The organism is Nisaea sp., assembly GCF_965216895.1.
Taxonomy (GTDB): domain Bacteria; phylum Pseudomonadota; class Alphaproteobacteria; order Thalassobaculales; family Thalassobaculaceae; genus Nisaea.
Genome location: NZ_OZ244205.1, coordinates 3968900 through 3987453, shown reverse-complemented (window position 1 = coordinate 3987453; position 18554 = coordinate 3968900). Strand labels below are relative to the sequence as shown.

General features: G+C 62.7%; 17 protein-coding genes. 9 read left to right on the top strand and 8 right to left on the bottom strand.

Annotation, left to right across the window (positions count from 1 at the left end):
• Positions 1-310: 310 nt before the first annotated feature.
• On the top strand, positions 311-2377 hold the full coding sequence (locus ACOOE1_RS18945; protein ID WP_420403764.1) for a tetratricopeptide repeat protein: 2067 nt from the start codon (positions 311-313) through the stop codon (positions 2375-2377).
• A 105-nt stretch (positions 2378-2482) separates the two neighbouring features.
• Here the strand turns inward: ACOOE1_RS18945 and ACOOE1_RS18940 are convergent, their stop codons facing one another.
• Positions 2483-3205 (bottom strand): tetratricopeptide repeat protein, encoded by a 723-nt coding sequence (locus ACOOE1_RS18940; protein ID WP_420403763.1) that lies wholly within the window; start codon positions 3203-3205, stop codon positions 2483-2485.
• Positions 3206-3225: 20 nt separating this feature from the next.
• The gene (locus ACOOE1_RS18935) at positions 3226-4008 is read right to left on the bottom strand and encodes an alpha/beta hydrolase (protein WP_420403762.1); all 783 of its coding nucleotides are present in this window, start codon (positions 4006-4008) and stop codon (positions 3226-3228) included.
• Between the two features lie 150 nt (positions 4009-4158).
• Here ACOOE1_RS18935 and ACOOE1_RS18930 point away from each other — a divergent pair, with 150 nt between their 5' ends.
• The gene (locus ACOOE1_RS18930) at positions 4159-5292 is read left to right on the top strand and encodes a glycosyltransferase family 4 protein (protein ID WP_420403761.1); all 1134 of its coding nucleotides are present in this window, start codon (positions 4159-4161) and stop codon (positions 5290-5292) included.
• Positions 5279-6256, top strand: coding sequence for a glycosyltransferase family 9 protein (locus ACOOE1_RS18925; protein ID WP_420403760.1), 978 nt, complete (start codon positions 5279-5281; stop codon positions 6254-6256). The genes ACOOE1_RS18930 and ACOOE1_RS18925 overlap by 14 nt, the downstream gene beginning before the upstream one ends.
• On the opposite strand, the gene ACOOE1_RS18920 is transcribed toward ACOOE1_RS18925, so the two are convergent.
• Positions 6222-7091 carry an FkbM family methyltransferase gene (locus ACOOE1_RS18920; RefSeq protein ID WP_420403759.1) on the bottom strand — a complete coding sequence of 290 codons (870 nt, stop codon included), beginning with the start codon at positions 7089-7091 and terminating at the stop codon, positions 6222-6224. The two genes, ACOOE1_RS18925 and ACOOE1_RS18920, sit on opposite strands and share 35 nt — an antisense overlap.
• A 317-nt stretch (positions 7092-7408) precedes the next feature.
• Here ACOOE1_RS18920 and thrS point away from each other — a divergent pair, with 317 nt between their 5' ends.
• The 5 genes from thrS to ACOOE1_RS18895 all read left to right on the top strand — a co-directional run bounded on the left by thrS (position 7409) and on the right by ACOOE1_RS18895 (position 12830).
• Positions 7409-9328, top strand: a complete 1920-nt coding sequence (thrS, locus tag ACOOE1_RS18915) for a threonine--tRNA ligase (RefSeq protein WP_420403758.1) — start codon at positions 7409-7411, stop codon at positions 9326-9328.
• Positions 9329-9435: 107 nt separating this feature from the next.
• Positions 9436-9924, top strand: coding sequence for a translation initiation factor IF-3 (infC, locus tag ACOOE1_RS18910; protein ID WP_420403757.1), 489 nt, complete (start codon positions 9436-9438; stop codon positions 9922-9924).
• Between the two features lie 152 nt (positions 9925-10076).
• Entirely contained in the window at positions 10077-11114 is a 1038-nt protein-coding gene (hemH, locus tag ACOOE1_RS18905; protein ID WP_420403756.1) for a ferrochelatase, read from the top strand.
• A 338-nt stretch (positions 11115-11452) separates the two neighbouring features.
• Positions 11453-12058 (top strand): hypothetical protein, encoded by a 606-nt coding sequence (locus ACOOE1_RS18900; RefSeq protein ID WP_420403755.1) that lies wholly within the window; start codon positions 11453-11455, stop codon positions 12056-12058.
• A gap of 274 nt (positions 12059-12332) precedes the next feature.
• Entirely contained in the window at positions 12333-12830 is a 498-nt protein-coding gene (locus ACOOE1_RS18895) for a hypothetical protein (protein WP_420403754.1), read from the top strand.
• A 162-nt stretch (positions 12831-12992) separates the two neighbouring features.
• Here the strand turns inward: ACOOE1_RS18895 and pheT are convergent, their stop codons facing one another.
• The 4 genes from pheT to rpmI form a co-directional block, all read right to left on the bottom strand.
• Positions 12993-15389: a phenylalanine--tRNA ligase subunit beta gene (pheT, locus tag ACOOE1_RS18890; RefSeq protein ID WP_420403753.1), complete on the bottom strand. Its 2397-nt coding sequence runs from the start codon at positions 15387-15389 to the stop codon at positions 12993-12995.
• On the bottom strand, positions 15386-16462 hold the full coding sequence (gene pheS / locus ACOOE1_RS18885) for a phenylalanine--tRNA ligase subunit alpha (RefSeq protein WP_420403752.1): 1077 nt from the start codon (positions 16460-16462) through the stop codon (positions 15386-15388). Before pheS ends, pheT begins: the two co-directional genes overlap by 4 nt.
• Before the next feature lie 137 nt (positions 16463-16599).
• Positions 16600-16965, bottom strand: a complete 366-nt coding sequence (gene rplT / locus ACOOE1_RS18880; protein ID WP_420403751.1) for a 50S ribosomal protein L20 — start codon at positions 16963-16965, stop codon at positions 16600-16602.
• A gap of 15 nt (positions 16966-16980) precedes the next feature.
• Positions 16981-17178, bottom strand: a complete 198-nt coding sequence (rpmI, locus tag ACOOE1_RS18875; protein ID WP_292879796.1) for a 50S ribosomal protein L35 — start codon at positions 17176-17178, stop codon at positions 16981-16983.
• Between the two features lie 286 nt (positions 17179-17464).
• Between rpmI and ACOOE1_RS18870 the strand changes: the two genes are divergently transcribed.
• Positions 17465-17887, top strand: coding sequence for a hypothetical protein (locus ACOOE1_RS18870; RefSeq protein WP_420403750.1), 423 nt, complete (start codon positions 17465-17467; stop codon positions 17885-17887).
• A 35-nt stretch (positions 17888-17922) separates the two neighbouring features.
• Here the strand turns inward: ACOOE1_RS18870 and ACOOE1_RS18865 are convergent, their stop codons facing one another.
• Positions 17923-18450, bottom strand: coding sequence for a PAS domain-containing protein (locus ACOOE1_RS18865; RefSeq protein WP_420403749.1), 528 nt, complete (start codon positions 18448-18450; stop codon positions 17923-17925).
• Between the last annotated feature and the right edge of the window lie 104 nt (positions 18451-18554).

Sequence of the window (18554 nt, the reverse complement as noted above, 5' to 3'; positions counted from 1 at the left end):
TTTTCTCGAATTAATTGAACCGTTCGGATTTGAGGTTGTCCGATCCCTTGCACTCCGCGTATCGATAACCGTCGCTACTCACGCGGTCAATCGTCGTGACCTTATTGTTGATTCCTTTATCATTGGTAAAGATCGAGTCGCTTTCCGGTTTTTCGATAGCGCAGAAATATTGAATTTCCAATAAAATTTTATACTTATCTGTTTCGCCATCTGCAAATCGATATTGTTACGCTAGGTCACACCGAAAGAAACTGAGCCGACCTGGCGGAAATCCGGTACGGCTCAGCCTGGTCAATGTTGGGAAGCTGATATGAGCGAGGCCTCTTTGCGCCTCCTGGAAGACGCACGGCGCCGCTATCAGGCAGGGTTGAGGTCGCGGGCTGCGCGCATTTGTCGCAGGATCCCCGAAGGCGATGCCTATTACCCGCGCGCCCTGGAACTGCTCGGCACCATCCGTCTCGAAGAGCGCGCCTACCGCGAAGCGGCGGAGCTGCTGAGCGCGGCGGCCCGGGCGCTTCCGGACAAGGCGCGCATCTGGAAATTACTGGGTGACGCCACCGGCAGGCTGGGACGCAGCCCGATGGCGGTTCTTTGCCTGCGTCGAGCCGCGGTGCTCATGCCGGGGGCGTTCGCGACGGTTCGGGGATTGGCTGATCTGGCCCCCGCGAACAAGCGAAAGCGCCTGTTTCGGCGATGCTCCATTCTCTCGCCTTTGGACAGAAACACGCATCTGCAGCAGGGTCTGGATCTGAGGCAGGCCGGGAGATATGCGGCGGCTGCGCGCTGTTTCCGGCGCGTGCTCGCCCTCGACCCGGCGGACGCGGATCAGACGTTCCGTCTTGCGAACACCCTGATGGATCTGCAGGACATTGACGGCGGTGCGAAATTCTACCTGAGGACACTCAGGATCGCGCCAGGCAGCGGGGCGGCCCGAAACAATCTGGGCCTGATAGATTTCGAGAAAGAAGAGTTCGAAAGCGCCGAACAGTGGTTCCGTTCGGCTTCAGCTGCGGCGCCCGGCCTGGCGGAGGCGTGGCGGAACTGGACGCGCGCCCTCTCGAAACTGGAGCGGTACGCGGACGCGGTGGCCCCCTGCCGACGCGGCCTTGTAATGGAACCTGAAAACCAGGCCGCCAGCGGTGACATGGCGGCACTGACGCAAACCCGGGATTGGGCCAAGAGAGCCATGGCTCTCGGCCCCGATACCACCGAATTCTGCAATACCATGGCCGTCGCGGCGGCCCGGTCCCCCGGGCGAAGCGGTGTCTGGCCCTGGCTGCACCGGAGCGCAATCGCCAACCCGGCGAATCCCGAGGTCTGGTTCAAACTCTCGAGCGAATCAAGCCGCACCAGCGATGTCGATGCCGTTGTCCGGTTCGGGCGCCGGGCAACCTTCATCTCCGACGATTACGCATCGGCGCGCAACAACACGGCGTTCGCGTTGTTGAGCCAAGAGCGTTTCAGGGAAGGCTGGCAGATTTTCACGCGCCGGCTCGAAACGGCCGAAGGACGGGATATCCAGAGACATTTCACCATCCCGCAATGGCGGGGCGAAGAACTTGACGGTCGACACCTTCTGCTCTGGGGCGAACAAGGAATTGGCGACGAAGTACAGTACCTCACGCTATTGAAGCATGTTCTCCGGCGAGGCCCGAAGGTGACGGTCATCTCGGAACCGCGCCTCCGGCCGCTGATCCGGCGGAGTTTCCCCGCTGTCGTTGTGCCCGAGGCCGCTCCCGCCAGCGGTGAGACGGAAGATCACTACGGCGCGGACGTGCATCTGGCGATGGGGGATCTGCCCCACAGGCTGGACCTGTTCTGCGGCGGCCGGGCGAAGCCGGAACCCTGGATCGTTCCCGATCCCGCGCGCGTGGCCTCCTTGCGGTCGGATTTGCGGGCCCGCCATGCGGGAAAGAGACTGATTGGAATTTCCTGGAGGTCCGAGGCCCCGAAAACCGGTGAGCAAAGGACGGTGCGGCCCGAGCTGTGGAGCGAAATCGCGCATATCCCCGGCAATGCCCTGATTTCACTGCAATACAGCTTGCGCGAAGAAGATATTCAGGCGTTCCGGAATGCCCGCATTGACGTGAGCGCGGACCACGGCGTCGACACACTGGGCGATCTCGACGGCCTCGCCGCGCTGATCGCCGCCATGGACATGGTCATCTCTCCGGCCAACAACACGGTCCATTTTGCCGGCGCCGCGGGAGTACCGACCTGGGTGATGCTGACAGCGCGCCCCAATTGGCCGTGGGGCCTCCATCGCGACGATTCCCTCTGGTATCCCGAAACGAGGACTTTTCGTCAGGAGACGGACGGCGACTGGGGCCCGGTATTGTCCAGCGTTGCGGACAGCCTGAGAGCTTACGGAGGTTAAGAAGTTTCGCGACCGATCCGGCGTCCGCCTGTCGGCGCGTCACGCGAACCCGAACGCCTGGCCCGTATCGTCTCCGCCGCTACGGCGGTCCCGTCCCGGATGCACTCAGCGCACCTGTACGTCCATCTCCTCGATCCGCGCCCGTGCGGCGGCGGCGGCGCGGGAATCCGGATCGTTCCGGATCACCAGCAGCCAGTCGGTCCGGGCCCCGTCGAAATCACCCTGGTATTGCCGCAGGATCCCGCGCTCCAGCAAAGCATCCGACTGGAACGGCAGGAGCGCGAGCACAGTCTCGACCTCCGCCCAGGCGTCGTCCAGCCGGTCGAGTTGACGGAGCGCGACGGCACGGTAGATCCGGGCTTCGGCAAGATGGGGGTCGAGGCGGATTGCCTCGTCCAGGTCCGAAAGCGCCGGCTCGTAGCGCTCGAGATCCATCTGCGAGACGGCGCGGTCGAGCCAGAGTTCCGGGTCGCCCGGCGCGATTTCCAGCAGGTTGCTCTGCAGCTTCAGGGCCTTTTCGACCCGCCCCGCGAGGGACCAGGCCTGCCCGGCCTGCATCAGGATCTCGGCCAGCAGCGTGGTACGCGCTGTCCCGAGATCGGTCGCCAGCCGCTCGAGCCGGGCCGCCGCCTCGTCGTACTGGCGCAGCTCCAGCAAGGCGACGGCAACGCAGTGGCGTGCCGCAAAGCCGCCACCGAGCTTGTGCCAGGCGAGCCCGGCGCGATAGGCCTCCTCCGGCCGCTCGCGTGCGAGTTGCATGCAGGCGGCATATTCCTGCTCGTGATCGATTTCCGCGCTTCCAGCCGGCGTGCCGAACAGCGGCAGCACCAAAGCCGCCCAAAGCGGAATCAGACGGCCGTGTCGCACAGCGTGGCCACGGTGTCTTTGAGGATCGTGATGTCGCGATCGGTCGACAGCCGGTGATCGCCGTCCTTGATGAAACGGATCTGCACGTCCTCGCTCTCGACATTGTCGGCGATCCGGAGCGACAGCTCGTAAGGCACCGATTCGTCGCGCATGCCGTGGAGCAGACGGATGGGCACCGAAATCGGCATTTTCTTCCGCATCACCAGATGGTCCCGCCCATCCTCGATCAGCTTCATGGTGATGGTATAGGGCTCGTCGCCATATTCCGACGGCTGGTAGTAGACCCCGTCCCTCTCCAGCGTCTCCTTGATCTCGTCGGTGAAGCCGGCCCACATCAGGTCCTCGGTGAAGTCCGGCGCCGGCGCGATACCGACGAGGCCTGCGATTCGCTCCAGCCGCTGCAAGGCGGTCTGCAGCATGATCCAACCGCCCATGGAGGAGCCGACCAGCACCAGCGGGCCTTCCGTCACCTCGTCGATCAGATAGAGCGCGTCGGACAGCCAGAGGCCGATGCTGCCGTCCGAAAACCGGCCGGAAGACTGACCATGGCCCTGGTAGTCGAGGCGCAGAAAGGCCTGTCCGCGTGCTCGCGCCAGATCCTCGAGCGCCAGCGCCTTGGTCCCGGTCATGTCCGACATGAAACCGCCGAGAAAGACGATTGTGGGTCCAAGCCCATCCAGTTTGTGATAAGCGAGACGCGCGCCGTCCGGCTTCTCGACATATCGAGGAGAATGCGTCTGCGGCTGCTGGGTTTGCTCTGTCATTGTGGTAAACTTTTTGACAATGAAAACTGAAAGCTTGGAACGCCGGTGAACGACGGCCCGTCCATGAGGCCTAACATACCGAAGCTTCGCCAATCGAGCGGCGATTTCGAGATGTTTCGCCGCCCGGCCCATGAAAAGAAGCCTGTTGTCATGCAGGTGCTGCCGGCCCTTGTCTCCGGCGGCGTGGAGCGCGGCACGATCGATGTTGCGAGCGCGCTGGTACAGGCCGGCTGGGATGCCCTGGTCGTCTCCGCCGGCGGTCCGATGGTGCATGAACTGGCCCGCGTGGGCGCGCGCCATATCGAGCACCCGCTCGGCTCGAAGAACCCGCTCTGCTGGCGGCAGAATTTCGACTGGCTGGTCGATGTCATCCACAACGAGAATGTCGATATCGTCCATGCCCGCTCGCGCATGCCAGCCTGGATCGCCTGGCGTGCGGCGCGAAAGAACCGGGTGCCCTTCGTCACCACCTTCCATGGCCGTTTTCCCGACACCAACCCGCTGAAGAAGCTCTACAACTCCGTCATGGTGCGGGGCGACCGGGTGATCGCGATCTCGCATTTCATCGCCAGCGAGATCGAGCGCCGTTTCGGTACCGGGGCCGACAAGCTCCGCATCATCCCGCGCGGGGTCAACACCGACCTGTTCGATCCCGACGGCGTGTCGGCGGAGCGCATGATCAAGCTCAGCCGGGAGTGGCGCCTGCCGGATGGCGTGCCCGTCATCGTGCTGCCCGGCCGGGTGACCCGCTGGAAGGGCCACGAGGTGCTGATCGAGGCGCTTACCCGTCTCGGCGACCAGCCGGTGCATTGCATCATGGTCGGCTCCTACGAGGGCAAGGAAAGCTACAAGGCGGAACTGGAGGAAAAGATCGCCCGGGCCGGTCTGACCGCCTCGGTGATGTTCACCGGCACGGCCAATGACCTGCCCTCCGTCTACAAGATCGCCGACGTTGTGGTCTCGGCGTCGATCGATCCGGAACCGTTCGGGCGGGTGATGATCGAGGCCCAGGCCATGGGGCGCCCGATCGTCGCGACCGACCATGGCGGCGCCCGGGAGTCCGTGCTGCCCGGCGAAACCGGTTTCCTGGTGACGCCGAACGACCCGGACGCGCTCGCCGCCGGAATCCGCCAGGCGCTGTCGCTCACGTCGGAAGAGCGGGCCACACTCTCCGCGAAGGCCATCGCCCATGCCCGCGCACACTACATGACGCGGGACATGTGCCTCAGGACCCTCTCGGTCTATGAAGAAGTCCTGCCGCTCTCGCCCAATGCCGGCAAGTAACCGACAGGGCCGGATCCTGGTCATCAAGCTCGGGGCGCTCGGCGATTTCATCTATGCCGTCGGCCCGATGCAGGCGATCCGCCGCCATCATGCCGAGGCCGAGATCACGCTGCTGACCCGGCCGGCCTATGCCGAGCTCGGAGAGCAGACAGGACTCTTCGACGCGGTCTGGACCGACAGCGAGCCAAAGCTCTGGAACCTGCCGGGACTGCTCGCGCTCCGGGCTCAGCTCGTCGGTGGCGGTTTCGATCGGATCTACGATCTGCAGACCTCCGACCGGACCGGTTTCTACTACCGCCTGTTCTGGCCGGGGAAGGCGCCCGAATGGTCCGGTATCGTCCCCGGCTGCAGCCACTATCACAACTATAAACGGCCGACACTGACCCACACCCAGGACCGGCAGCGCACGCAGCTCGAGATCGCCGGGATCACGGACGTGCGGCCGTCGGATCTCTCTTTCATGCAAAGCGACATTGCCCGCTTCAGATTGCCGGAAGCGTTCGCCCTGCTCATTCCGGGATCGTCGCGGAAAATGGCGGTGAAGCGCTGGCCGGCGGAGCAATACGGCGCGGTCGCGAACAGTCTGGCCTCGGAAGACATTGCACCGGTGCTGATCGGCGGACCGGAAGACGCGTCCGCCATCGCGACCATTCTGGAACTCTGTCCGTCGGCACAAGACTTGTCAGGGCAGACCACACTGCACGATATCCCGGCGCTGGCGCGCGCCGCCCGCCTTGCGATCGGCAACGATACCGGCCCGATGCACATGGCGGCCCTCGCCGGCTGCCCGACCATTGCGATCTTCTCGACAGCCAGCTTTCCGGAGAAGGCTGCACCGAGAGGAGAGAATGTCAGGTTGCTGGTGTCCGAGAATCTGGCGGAACTGCCTGTCTCCAGTGTCCGAGACGCAGCGACCGCACTCCTTGACTCTAGACCGGATGGACCTTCATACGGCCGCAGATAGCCTGCAAACGCTCAAGTGAATCCACCTCGGCCCGGTACAAATTCCCGAGAACCTGCTTGTGATCATATCCCGGTGGCACCGCGATGGCGTTCGGGCACACGACGGAGTCCAGGTGGGAAATATCCCTGTTCTTGAAATTCGATGCCGAGAAGAGGTGGAACATGGAAACGAACACCCTGTATCCCAAGTCCAGCAGACAGGGCAGCCATGTCAGATCATCCGCCGGATTTCCAGTCTCAAGGCTGATGAAGGGCAAGTATTTTCCGATGGTTTTTTCGCCGCCTCGGACAACCGCGGCCTCGTATCCCTCGACATCGATCTTGATGAAGTCGCAGCGGTCCAGACCGAGAGAGTCTATCGTGACGACCGGCGTCGGGACCATTCGCCCATAGTTTTTCCTCACTCTGGTATCGAGAGAGATACTCCCGAAATTCAGCACATCGATCAGCGAGGCTTCAGGATCGACGAAATCTGTTTCTCCGATGCTGTCGGAAACGGCTTTCCGATGCCTGACGACATTGCGACATCCGTTCAGACTGACGTTGTACGCAAGCAATCCGTTGGTGAAAACACTCGGCTCGAAAGCGTGAACCTTGCCTGCCTCCCCGACGAGTTTGGAGAACAGGAGGCTCATCAGGCCTATATTCGCACCGATATCCAGAACCGTCGCGCCGGATGGCACGATTGCGGAATAGGTTTGCATTTCCTCCAGACAATAGTCGCCGCACTCCGCCAGAGCTTCGTGCAAATAACGATCATTCGCCGGAAATGCGACACGCCCGACACGCGTATCGGTACACATGCATCGATCAAACCTTGGTGTAAGGTCGGGCATATTTTCTTTGCGTCCATCGAGGTGGCGACGTGCTGGAGGCTTTCATGGATCCAGGCATTCTGGCAAACAAGCGATAGCCTGGATAGGTGATATTCCCAGTCTCCCCTTGCGGTCTCTTAGCCCAGACGTTACATAGCCCAATCACGGATAACGGCAGAATTACGGACCCATGTGGCATCCGACCCAGACGATCGTGACTAGTTAGCCGTTTCGGCCTGGCCGGCCGAGACGGCATACGGATATGGGGCATTGCCCCCGCCATGGCCTTCCCCCCCCCGATTTGTCACGACACGAACACGTTAAGAGGGTCCACACCCATGCCTGCCATTACGCTTCCCGACGGCTCCGTCCGTTCGTTCGACGCTGCCGTCACCGGCGCGGAGATCGCCGCCGATATCGGACCGGGCCTCGCCAAGGCCGCGATCGCCGTCCGCATCAACGGCAATCTCTCCGACCTCTCGCGTCCCATCCCGGAGGACAGCGAGGTCGCCATCATCACCAAGAAGAATGACGAAGCGCTCGAGCTGATCCGGCACGACTGCGCCCACATCATGGCCGAGGCCGTGCTGGAGCTTTATCCGGAGACCCAGGTCACCATCGGCCCGGCGATCGAGAACGGTTTCTACTACGATTTCTACCGCGAGGAGCATTTCACGCCGGAGGATCTGGAGAAGATCGAGCGGCGGATGCACGAGATCGTCGACCGGGACGAGCAAATCACCCGCGAGGAATGGGACCGCGACGAGGCCGTGCTGCACTACAAGAAGGTGCACGAGCCCTTCAAGGTCGAGCTGGTCGAGACCATCCCTTCGGGCGAAACCATCAGCTTCTACCGCCAAGGCGATTTCCTCGATCTCTGCCGCGGCCCGCACATGCCGTCGACGAAATATACCGGCCATGCCTTCAAATTGATGAGCGTGGCCGGCGCCTACTGGCGCGGCGACAGCAACCGTCCGCAGCTGCAGCGGATCTACGGCACCGCCTGGCCCGACCAGAAGCAGCTCGACGCCTATCTGCATATGCTGGAAGAAGCGGAAAAGCGCGACCACCGCAAGCTCGGCCGTGAGCTCAACCTCTTCCACATCCAGGAAGAAGCGGTCGGTTCCGTGTTCTGGCATCCGCACGGCTGGACGCTCTACCGGACGATCGAGAACCATCTCCGCAAGAAGCTCGACCGCGCCGGCTACCAGGAAGTGAAGACGCCGCAGCTCATCGACCGTTCGCTCTGGGAAGCCTCGGGGCACTGGGAAAAGTTCCGCGAGAACATGTTCACGGCCAATGCCGAGGACGACAAGGTGCTCGCGCTGAAGCCGATGAACTGCCCGGGCCATGTGCAGATCTTCAAGCAGGGCCTCAAGAGCTACCGCGACCTGCCGCTGCGCCTCTCGGAATACGGCTCGTGCCACCGCAACGAGCCGTCGGGCGCGCTGCACGGCATCATGCGCGTGCGCGCCTTCACGCAGGACGACGCGCATATTTTCTGCACCGAGGAGCAGATCACCGAGGAAAGCGTGAAGTTCTGCGAACTCCTGTCGGCGGTCTACAAGGATTTCGGCTTCACCGACGTGCGGGTGAAATTCTCCGACCGCCCGGAGGTTCGCGCCGGCGATGACGCGATCTGGGACAAGGCGGAGAAGTCGCTGAGCGATGCCTGCGATGCGGCCGGTCTCGAGACCACGCTGAACCCGGGCGAAGGCGCCTTCTACGGCCCGAAGCTGGAATTCGTGCTGACCGACGCCATCGGCCGCGACTGGCAGTGCGGCACCCTGCAGGTCGATTTCGTGCTGCCGGAGCGGCTCGACGCCTCCTATATCGCCGAGGACAGCAGCCGCAAGCGCCCGGTCATGCTGCACCGGGCGATCTTCGGCTCCATGGAGCGCTGGATCGGCATCCTTATCGAGCAATATGCCGGCCGTTTCCCGCTCTGGCTCGCTCCGGTGCAGGGCGTCGTCGCGACCATCACCAACGACGCGGACGACTACGCCGCCGAGGTGATGGAGAAGTGCAAGGCTGCCGGACTGCGCGTCGGCATGGACCGCCGGAACGAGAAGATCAACTATAAGATCCGCGAACACAGCGAGGCCAAGATCCCGGCGATCCTCGTCGTCGGGCGCCGCGAGGCGGAAGAAGGCAAGGTCGCGTTGCGCCGGCTCGGCGGACAGGCACAAGAAGTCCTTGCGCTTGACGAAGCCGTTACTAGACTTAAGGATGAGGCCTCGGCGCCGGATCATCTTTGATCCGGGCTGGGCTTTCATGCTTTAACCGTAACAGAAACAGTGAATGAAGGAGGCGTTAGATCGCCAGACCACCGTTTAATCAGCCGCCGGCCAAGGAAGGCCCGCGGGTGAACCATGACATTTCCGTCGACAAAGTCCGCTGCATCGATCCCGAAGGTGAAATGCTTGGCGTGATGACCGTTCAGGAAGGCATCCGGCGCGCAGAGGATTTCGGCCTCGATCTGGTCGAAGTCTCTCCGAATGCGGATCCGCCGGTCTGCAAGATCCTCGACTACGGCAAGTACAAGTACGAGGCGCAGAAAAAGAAGAACGAAGCCAAGAAGAAGCAGAAGGTCATCGAGATCAAGGAAATCAAGCTCCGTCCGAATATCGACGAGCACGATTTCCAGGTGAAGATGAAGAATGTCCGCAAATTCATTGGCGAAGGTGACAAGGTGAAGGTCACCATGCGGTTCCGCGGCCGCGAGATGGCGCACCAGGATCTTGGCATGGACGTCCTGAACCGGGTCCGTGACGAGATGGAAGAGGCCGCCAAGGTCGAGTCCTATCCGAAGATGGAAGGCCGCCAGATGATCATGGTCATCGCACCGCGCTGATCCGGACGCTCCGCGACATTCGGTCGCCCACTGGTTCCACAGGCCCCGCTCTCGCGGGGCCTTGGCATTTCCGGGTCATTTTCGGACTGGTCCCGGGACGTTCCGGTCCTATGTTGAACTCGTTCTGAAATCGCGATTTCCGGAAAGCACGCATGCCCTTCGCCGAGAGACACCTTCCCACCGACCACCCCGCCCTCCCGGACGAGAAGATCGGCGTCCTGCTGCTCAATCTCGGCACACCGGACGCGACCGACTACTGGTCGATCCGGCGCTATCTGAAGGAATTCCTCTCCGACAGGCGGGTGATCGAGCTGAATCCGCTGAAATGGCAGATCATTCTCAATCTCTTCATCCTGCCGACCCGCCCCTTCAAGACCGGTCATGCCTATGAGCAGATCTGGCTGAAGGAGACCGACGAGTCCCCACTCCGGCTCTACACTCGCAACCAGGCGGAAAAGCTCGGAGAGATGCTTTCCTCGAAGCATCCAAACATCATCGTCGACTGGGGCATGCGCTACGGCAATCCAAGCACCGAAAGCCGGATCCGCGCGCTGCAGGAGCAAGGCTGCAGCCGCGTCCTGCTGGTCGCGCTCTATCCGCAGTTCAGCGCCAGCACGACCGCCACGGCCTATGACAAGGCCTTCGAGGCACTGATGAAGCTGCGCTGGCAGCCGGCGATCCGGAGCGCGCCCGCCTATCACGACCACCCGGCCTATATCGAGGCGCTGGCCAACTCCGTCGAAAGCCACCTGAGAGACCTCGACTGGACGCCGGACCTCGTGATCACCTCCTATCACGGCCTGCCGGAACGCTATTTCCGGAACGGCGATCCCTATCACTGCCACTGCTTCAAGACGACACGGCTGGTGCGGGAGAAACTCGGCTGGGCGGAGGACCGGATGATGGTCGCCTTCCAGTCCCGTTTCGGCCGGGAGGAATGGCTGAAGCCCTATCTCCAGGATACCGTCGAAGACCTGCCCTCGAAGGGTGTGAAGAACCTCGCCGTCATCTGCCCCGGCTTCTCTGCCGACTGCGTCGAGACGCTGGAGGAAATCAATATCGGTATCCGCGAAACGTTCGAAGAGGCGGGCGGAGAGAACTTCACCTATATTCCGTGCCTGAACGATACGGCCGACGGGATGAAGGTGATCGCGGCGCTGGTGGAAGGGGAACTGGCGGGCTGGATCTGAGCGTTCGGGCTCGCGACGGCAGACCGCCGGGCCTGAGGTGGCATATTCGAATCGCCCCGGACCTCGCATCACTTGGCTGCATGTGGGCCATTGTTTCCGAACCGCTTCCGCCGCACATGCCTCACGCGGCCTGCGCGCCAACCGCCTGCGCTCGAGAAACACCAAGAATCAACCATTAACTATTTCAAATCCACAAAACAAAACCTCAAATGCGATTTAAAATTGGCGAAAAATATCAGTGACTTATTATCCTTTTCTATAGCTTTTCTTAACAAATCCATTATCATATTAGTGAAACAATAGGCGATTCCGTCATCATCCCAAGCGAGGAGCTGTAGATGTTCGGGTTCGGAAAAGAAAAGACTGCCGAGGAGGAAGCTGAACAGCGCCGGGTCGAGGCCATGAAGGTCTCGATCGAGGGTGCGCTCGTTCAGATGAAGAAGCAGGCCGAGGCGGGTCTGACCGACCGCTGCGAGGCCGGCGCCAAGCGTCTTGCCGAGGCCCTGAAGAATCCGAAGCTTCCGAAGGACTATGCCAAACAGGCGCGCGACGGCGTCGACCGGTTGATGCTGCACGCCTTCATGAAGGCGACTGCACTCGCCTCGAAGGATGCCATCGATGCCGGCAAGTCGGACGATCTTGAAAAACGCTCCGCCAAGGTCAAGGAAGCGCGCGAGAAGCTCTCCGGCGCGATGAAGTACAAGGCGCCGCAGGATTTCAAGCAGCAGTGCGAGCGCATGCTGGAAGTCGCGATGATGTCCGGCGGCGTGAAGGCGAAAGGCCCGACCAAGGCCAAGCCGCTCGATACCGCACCGAAGGTCGAGAACAAGGCGAAGCCCGCCGATACCGCACCACCGCCTTCGAACAAGACGAAGGAGCCGGGCAAGGCCGCGAAGCGCAAGGTCAAGCCGCTGCACGATTACGAGAAGCCGGTCGGGGCCTGAGACTCGGTCACGGGCTCCCCCTGATGGCATCCTTTTCTGTCGTCTGGTTCTAGACTGGATCCACTCCTGTAGTCCGACGACCTTTGTGTCCCGACATCCGCCGGGATGACCAACGACCATCTCCGATGGAAACTGCATGGAACCTGCCGCGGCGGTCGGTCGCCACAACATTTCCGCGAGCAGATGCATTTTTATCTAGAAATTACATAAAAAGCGTTTTAATATTTACACATCATTAACCATGCACCATCAACAGAAAGTTGGAGGGATGCAGATGTACGGACAGACGGAGACCGGAACGGTCGAAGACAATGCGGCACTCAGCCGGATTCATGCACTTGCGCCAGCGGTGAACGGCGCCCTTTCCCGGATAAAACAGCGCGCGGAACATGGCCACATGGACCGCTGCGAAGCCTCGGCGAAGAGCCTCAAGAAAGCGATCCGGAACGCCAGGCTGCCGAAAGATTATACCGAAGAAGCCAACGCGGCGATCGACGCCCTGATGCTGCAGGCCTTCATGAAGGCGACCTCCGTTGCCGCCAGGGCCGCCATCGAGGCCGGCCTTGAGGACGAGATCGAGCGGCGCGCGATGAAGATCCGCGAGGCCCGCGAGAGACTCGCCGGCGCGATCCGCTACAAGGCGCCCAGGGATTTCCAAAGGAAATGCGAGCGCATGCTGGAGACCGCCCTCTTCTCCGGCGGTATTCGTGCCAAGGGCCCGACGCGCGCGAAACCGGATTACTCCGCCATGGAACCGCAGGCGTCGGCCTGAAGAACAACCTCTGCACGGCTGTCATCCCGACCTGATCCGGAACCTTTCAAGAGGCGCAACTCTGCGTTCGACAAGGTTCCTGCTCTTCGCGGGATGACGCGATCAACAAATACAAGGCCGGGCTAGTGCCCGGCCTCTTGCAGTCTCGTTGCCCGGTCCAGCCTATCCCCGGATCCGTCCGCCAACGGCCTTCTCGACCTGGGCGACGATCTTCTGGCCGACGGCCTCGATCTGCTCGTCCGTCAGGGTCGCGTCGACCGGCTGCAGGGTGACCTGGATGGCAAGCGACTTCTCGCTCTCTTCCAGCCCCTTGCCCTGGTATTCGTCGAACAGACGGACACCGGCGATCAGCGCCTTGTCGGCCCCGGCCGCGGCGCGAACCAGCTTCTCCGCCGGCACGTCCTTCTCCACCACGAAGGCGAAGTCCCGGGTCAGCGGCTGGAACGGGGAAAGCTTCAGGAAGCTCTTCGTTGCGCCCTTGGACTTCGGCGTCGGGACCTTCCCGAGGAAGATCTCGAAACCGACCGCCGGCCCCTTTACGTCCATCTGCTTCAACACCTTCGGATGCAGTTCGCCGAAGAAGGCCAGCACGTTCGGTCCGAGGCGCAGCGCGCCGGAACGGCCCGGATGATACCAGGAGGGCGCATCGGTCGAGACCTGGAGGTTGCCCGCCGGGGCCTCCAGCGCCTCCAGCAGCGTCACCACGTCCGCCTTGGCGTCGAAGGCATCCACGGCGCGCGTAGAGCCGGCCCAGTCCTTCGGGCCGGTGCGGCCGACGCGGATCCCCGCGATCACCTTGGACTGCCCCTTCGGCGTCGCGTCGGCATATTGCGGACCGACCTCGAAGAGCGCCGCCTCGCCGCTTCCCATATTCGCGTTCCGCGCCGCGGCCGCGAGCAGGTTCGGCAGGATCGACGGACGCATCACGTCGAGCTCGCTGGAGATCGGGTTGACCAGGGTCAGTTCCGCCGCGCCGCCGCCGAAGAGTTCGGCTTCGCCGCGGGAGAGGAAAGAGAATGTCACCGCTTCCAGCATGCCGCGGGACGCGAGCACGCGCTTGGCGCGGCCCTCGCGGACCTGCTCCCTGGAGAGCGCCGGCTCGGGCACGACATGACCCGTTTCCATGGAAACCACCGGGATCTCGTCATAGCCGTTGATCCGGAGGATCTCCTCGACGAGGCAGGCCTCGCCCTCGACGTCGCGGCGCCACGGCGGGACCACGGCGCTGATCGCCTCGCCGCCGCCGGACACCTCGAAACCGAGATCCACAAGGATCTGCTTCGCCTTCTCCTCCGGAACCTCGATGCCGCCGAGGGAGCGGATCCGGGAATGACGCAGCGTTATCGTGCGCTTCCAATCCTCTTCCTGGCCGTGCACCACGAGCTCGCTCGCCTCGCCGCCGCAGATCTCCTGCACCAGTTTCGAGGCAAGATGCACGCCCCAGGTCGGGCCGGTCGGATCGAGACCGCGCTCGAAACGATAGCGCGCGTCGCTCAGCACGTTCAGCTTTCGGCCGGTCATGGCGACAGAAATCGGATCGAAAATCGCGACCTCGAGATACATGTTCACGGTCTCGTCGGTGCAACCGGTGCGCTCGCCGCCCATGATGCCGGCCATGTCGTCGATGCCATGCTCGTCGCCCAGCACCAGCATGCCGTCCTCGAAGGTATAGGTCTTCTCGTTCAGCGCCTCGTAGCTCTCGCCTTCCCTGGCAAGGCGGATGCGGATCGCGCTGCCGGAGACCTTGTCCGCGTCATAGGCGTGCAGCGGACGGCCGACATCGAGCATCATGTAGTTGGTGATGTCGACGAGGCCGGAAATCGGGCGCAGCCCGACCGCGGCAAGCCGGTCCTGCATCCATTTCGGGCTCGGACCGTTCTTGACACCCCTGAAGTAGCGGCCGACGACGTAGGGAACCAGCGACGGCTCCGGCACGTCCACCTCCCACTGGATCGGGCTCTTGAAGGTGCCCTTCACCTCCGGAATATCGAGCGGCTTCAGCCTGCCGAGACCGGCGGCGGCGAGGTCGCGGGCAATGCCGCGGACGCCGAGACAGTCGGCACGGTCCGGGGTAATGGCGATGTCGATCACCGGATCGTCGAGCCCGGCATATTCGGCGAAGGACGCCCCGACCGGCGCGTCCTCCGGCAGGTCGATGATACCGTCATGCTCGTCGGACAGTCCCATCTCGCGCTCGGAGCAGAGCATGCCGTTGCTCTCCTCGCCGCGGATGACGCCTTTCTTCAGATCGATACCGGTGCCGGGAATGTGGCTGCCGGAGGGTGCGAAGACCCCCTTCATGCCGGTGCGCGCGTTCGGCGCGCCGCAGACCACCTGGATGACCTCCTTGCCGGTATCGACCTTGCAGACGCGCAGCCGGTCGGCATTCGGATGCTGCACCGCCTCGGTCACGTAGGCGATGGTGAAAGGCTTCAGCTTCTCCGCCGGATTGACCAGTTCCTCGACCTCGAGCCCGAGCATCGGCAGGGCGTCGCAGATCTCCTCGAGGCTGGCCTCGGTCTCGAGATGCTCTTTCAGCCAGGACAGCGTGAACTTCATCGGTTGAGGCCTCCGGCGAGGGACGGAACGTCGAACGGCATGAAGCCGTAATGCTTCAGCCAGCGCAGGTCGCTGTCATAGAACGGACGCAGGTCCGGAATGCCGTATTTCAGCATGGCGATACGCTCGATCCCCATGCCGAAGGCAAAGCCCTGATACTCGTTCGGGTCGATGCCGCAATACTGCAGCACCTTCGGATGCACCATGCCGCAGCCGAGGATCTCCAGCCAGTCGTCGCCGGCGCCGATCTTGAACTCGCCGCCCTTGCGGGTGCAGCCGATATCGACCTCGGCCGACGGTTCGGTGAAGGGGAAGTAGGACGGACGGAAGCGCACCGGCAGATCGTCGACGCCGAAGAAGGCCCGGCAGAAATCGATCAGGCATCCCTTCAGGTGACCCATGTGGGTCGCCTTGTCGATCACCAGACCCTCGACCTGATGGAACATCGGCGAGTGAGTCGCATCGTGGTCGGAGCGGAAGGTACGGCCCGGGCAGATCACGCGGATCGGCGGGGTCTTGCTCTCCATCGTGCGGATCTGCACCGGCGAGGTATGGGTGCGCAGCACGCGCGGCGTGCCGCTCTCGTCCGGCGGCAGGTAGAAGGTGTCGTGCTCCTGCCGGGCGGGATGCTCCGGCGGAATGTTCAGGGCGGTGAAGTTGTAGTAGTCGCTCTCGATATGCGGACCCTCGGCGACCGAGAAACCCATCTCGGCGAAGATCGCGACCAGTTCCTCGGTGGTCTGGGTCAGCGGATGCACCCGCCCCGCCTCTTCCGGGCGCGGCGGCAGCGAAACGTCGATCCGCTCGGCCGCGAGCCTGGCGTTCAGCTCCGCGTCCTCGAAGGCGGTCTTGCGCGCCTCGATCGCGCCCTGGATCTCGTCCTTCAGCCGGTTCAGGGCCTGTCCGGTTTCCCTGCGCTGCTCCGGATCGAGACCGCCGAGCTGCTTCATCAGCCCGGTGATGCGTCCCTTCTTGCCGAGGGCACTGACCCTGAGCTCCTCGAGCGCGGCGAGATCGCCCGCCGCATCGACGGCGCCGGCGAGTTCCGCTCTCAGTGTTTCAACGTCCTGCATGATCCTCTTTTCACCTCGCTTGGAAGACTGCTCCGATCCGGCGCGGGTTCCTTAAAGCAAAAGGGGCCTGGCAAAGGCCAGACCCCTTTTCAACTCTCTTGCCGATTGGGTCGCCGGACATGTCCGGCTGCCCCGAGTTAGTCGGCTTTTGCGAGCGCGGCCTGGGCTTGGTCGACCAGGCTCTTAAACGCCGCCGGCTCGTGGATCGCGAGATCCGAGAGCACCTTGCGGTCGAGCTCGACGCCGGCCTTCTTCAGACCGTTCATGAACTTGGAATATGTCAGACCGTGAGCGCGGACGCCGGCGTTGATGCGCTGGATCCAGAGCGCGCGGAAATCGCGCTTGCGGACCCGGCGGTCGCGGTAGGCGTACTGCGCCGCCTTCTCCATCGCCTGCACGGCGACGCGGAAGACGTTCTTCCGGCGGCCGTAATAGCCCTTGGTCTTGTCCGTAACCTTCTTGTGGCGGGCGTGAGCCGTGACGCCCCGTTTTACACGTGCCATCTCTGCTGCCCTCTCTTAAGCGTACGGAAGGAATTGTTTGACGATGCGTGCATCGGCGTCGGAGAGGATCATCGTCCCCCGGGCCTTGCGCTTCATCTTCTGGGACTTGTTGGACAGCTGGTGGCGCTTGTAGGCGACGTTGCCGCGCACCTTGCCGCTGCCGGTGAGCCGGAACCGCTTCTTGGCGCCGCTCTTGGTCTTCATCTTGGGCATTTCGATCTCCGTTTTTCGCGGTTTTCCCTTGCCGGCCAGGCATGCCCTACAAGCCATGACGCGGCGCTGCCCCGCGATCGCTCGTGGGGAGGCGGGTTTATACAGAGCGGACGCGGGAGAATCAAGCGCTCTATCCGAGCCGAAGCGCGCCCTGGAAATTGGAATTGTGCATGACAGAACCGCAGGCAACGGATCCAGAGGATCGTCGCGCGCTCGGATTGTCGGCGATCCGACCTTGTGAGATGATCGGAACCGGGAGGGTTTCCTCGTTTTCTGGAGGTGAAACATGATTACCCGTGACCCGTCGAGTGATGGACAACGCCTCTGTTTCTCTGTGACTTCCCACGACCCGCTTGCCTATGATCTCAGGGACAGCGTGCTTGAGCCGGCGATCCATGCCGCCGGGCTTCTGGTGCTGCGCTCGGACGATATCGAGCACGGGGACCGTCTCGCCTCGACGATCTGGGCGGCGATCGAGCGCTGCGCCGCGATGGTCGCTCTGGTGACGGCGCAAAGCCCGCATGTCTATTACGAACTCGGAATTGCCGGCGGCCTGCGGGTTCCGACACTGGTCCTGGTGCGCGAGACGCTGGAAATGCCGATCAATACCGAAGAACTGACAGTTCTTCCGTTCGCCGCGGCGGGACCGGACCTGAACACCGTCGCGGCACGTCTGCGGGAAATGACCTCCGGCAAAGCCGTCGCCTGAGCACCGCGGGAGAAACTGCGGGAGGAACGGCTGACTCAGCCGCGCCCGGATGCGACCTGCCCCCGGGCCAGTCGCAGTTCACGCAGCTGCCCGGTCAGCTCGACCATATGATTGGCGACCACAAGCTGGACTTGCTCCCCGCTGGCGACCGGGCAGATGATCCGCTCCCAGTCGCAGGGCGCGCGCGAATGAAGATAGGGATTGCGACTGACGATCAGCCGCTTCTCATGCACCGCCTTCCGGTACTGTGAATGGAAGACGTCCCCGATCTCGGAGCGGAAGTCGGAAACCCACTTCCCTGTCATGTCGAAACCGGATCTGGCCGCGATCTCGCTGCCGTAGAGCCGGTAGCGGAAATCCTCCCGCTCGCGGTCGAGCTCCAGCACCATGATGTTGCCGAGCCAGGGCCTCAGCGTCTCGCCGGTGAAATCCCTGCGGTCTGCGAAGGCGCCCTTCGGCTTCTTCTTCTGGCAATAGGACAGGAAGGACGCGGAGCGTTCATGATCGACCTTTCCCCGCTCCGTTTCCGGGAACCAGACCTTGATGTCTCTAGGGTCGATCACGGGCGGCCGTGCCCCCTGCCAATGTCAAGCTATCGCGAATTCATCAGACTGGACCTGACTGTTTATCAGTTTTTAGGAAAATTGCCTTCATTTCAATGAAACGG

Excerpts from the sequence above, each read along its gene's own strand:
- ACOOE1_RS18945 (WP_420403764.1), top strand. The coding sequence starts at position 311 with ATGAGCGAGGCCTCTTTGCGCCTCCTGGAAGACGCACGGCGCCGCTAT.
- ACOOE1_RS18935 (WP_420403762.1), bottom strand. The coding sequence starts at position 4,008 with ATGACAGAGCAAACCCAGCAGCCGCAGACGCATTCTCCTCGATATGTC.
- ACOOE1_RS18930 (WP_420403761.1), top strand. The coding sequence starts at position 4,159 with ATGCAGGTGCTGCCGGCCCTTGTCTCCGGCGGCGTGGAGCGCGGCACG.
- ACOOE1_RS18925 (WP_420403760.1), top strand. The coding sequence starts at position 5,279 with ATGCCGGCAAGTAACCGACAGGGCCGGATCCTGGTCATCAAGCTCGGG.
- ACOOE1_RS18920 (WP_420403759.1), bottom strand. The coding sequence starts at position 7,091 with ATGCCCGACCTTACACCAAGGTTTGATCGATGCATGTGTACCGATACG.
- thrS (WP_420403758.1), top strand. The coding sequence starts at position 7,409 with ATGCCTGCCATTACGCTTCCCGACGGCTCCGTCCGTTCGTTCGACGCT.
- hemH (WP_420403756.1), top strand. The coding sequence starts at position 10,077 with ATGCCCTTCGCCGAGAGACACCTTCCCACCGACCACCCCGCCCTCCCG.
- ACOOE1_RS18900 (WP_420403755.1), top strand. The coding sequence starts at position 11,453 with ATGTTCGGGTTCGGAAAAGAAAAGACTGCCGAGGAGGAAGCTGAACAG.
- ACOOE1_RS18895 (WP_420403754.1), top strand. The coding sequence starts at position 12,333 with ATGTACGGACAGACGGAGACCGGAACGGTCGAAGACAATGCGGCACTC.
- pheT (WP_420403753.1), bottom strand. The coding sequence starts at position 15,389 with ATGAAGTTCACGCTGTCCTGGCTGAAAGAGCATCTCGAGACCGAGGCC.
- pheS (WP_420403752.1), bottom strand. The coding sequence starts at position 16,462 with ATGCAGGACGTTGAAACACTGAGAGCGGAACTCGCCGGCGCCGTCGAT.
- rplT (WP_420403751.1), bottom strand. The coding sequence starts at position 16,965 with ATGGCACGTGTAAAACGGGGCGTCACGGCTCACGCCCGCCACAAGAAG.
- rpmI (WP_292879796.1), bottom strand. The coding sequence starts at position 17,178 with ATGCCCAAGATGAAGACCAAGAGCGGCGCCAAGAAGCGGTTCCGGCTC.
- ACOOE1_RS18870 (WP_420403750.1), top strand. The coding sequence starts at position 17,465 with ATGATTACCCGTGACCCGTCGAGTGATGGACAACGCCTCTGTTTCTCT.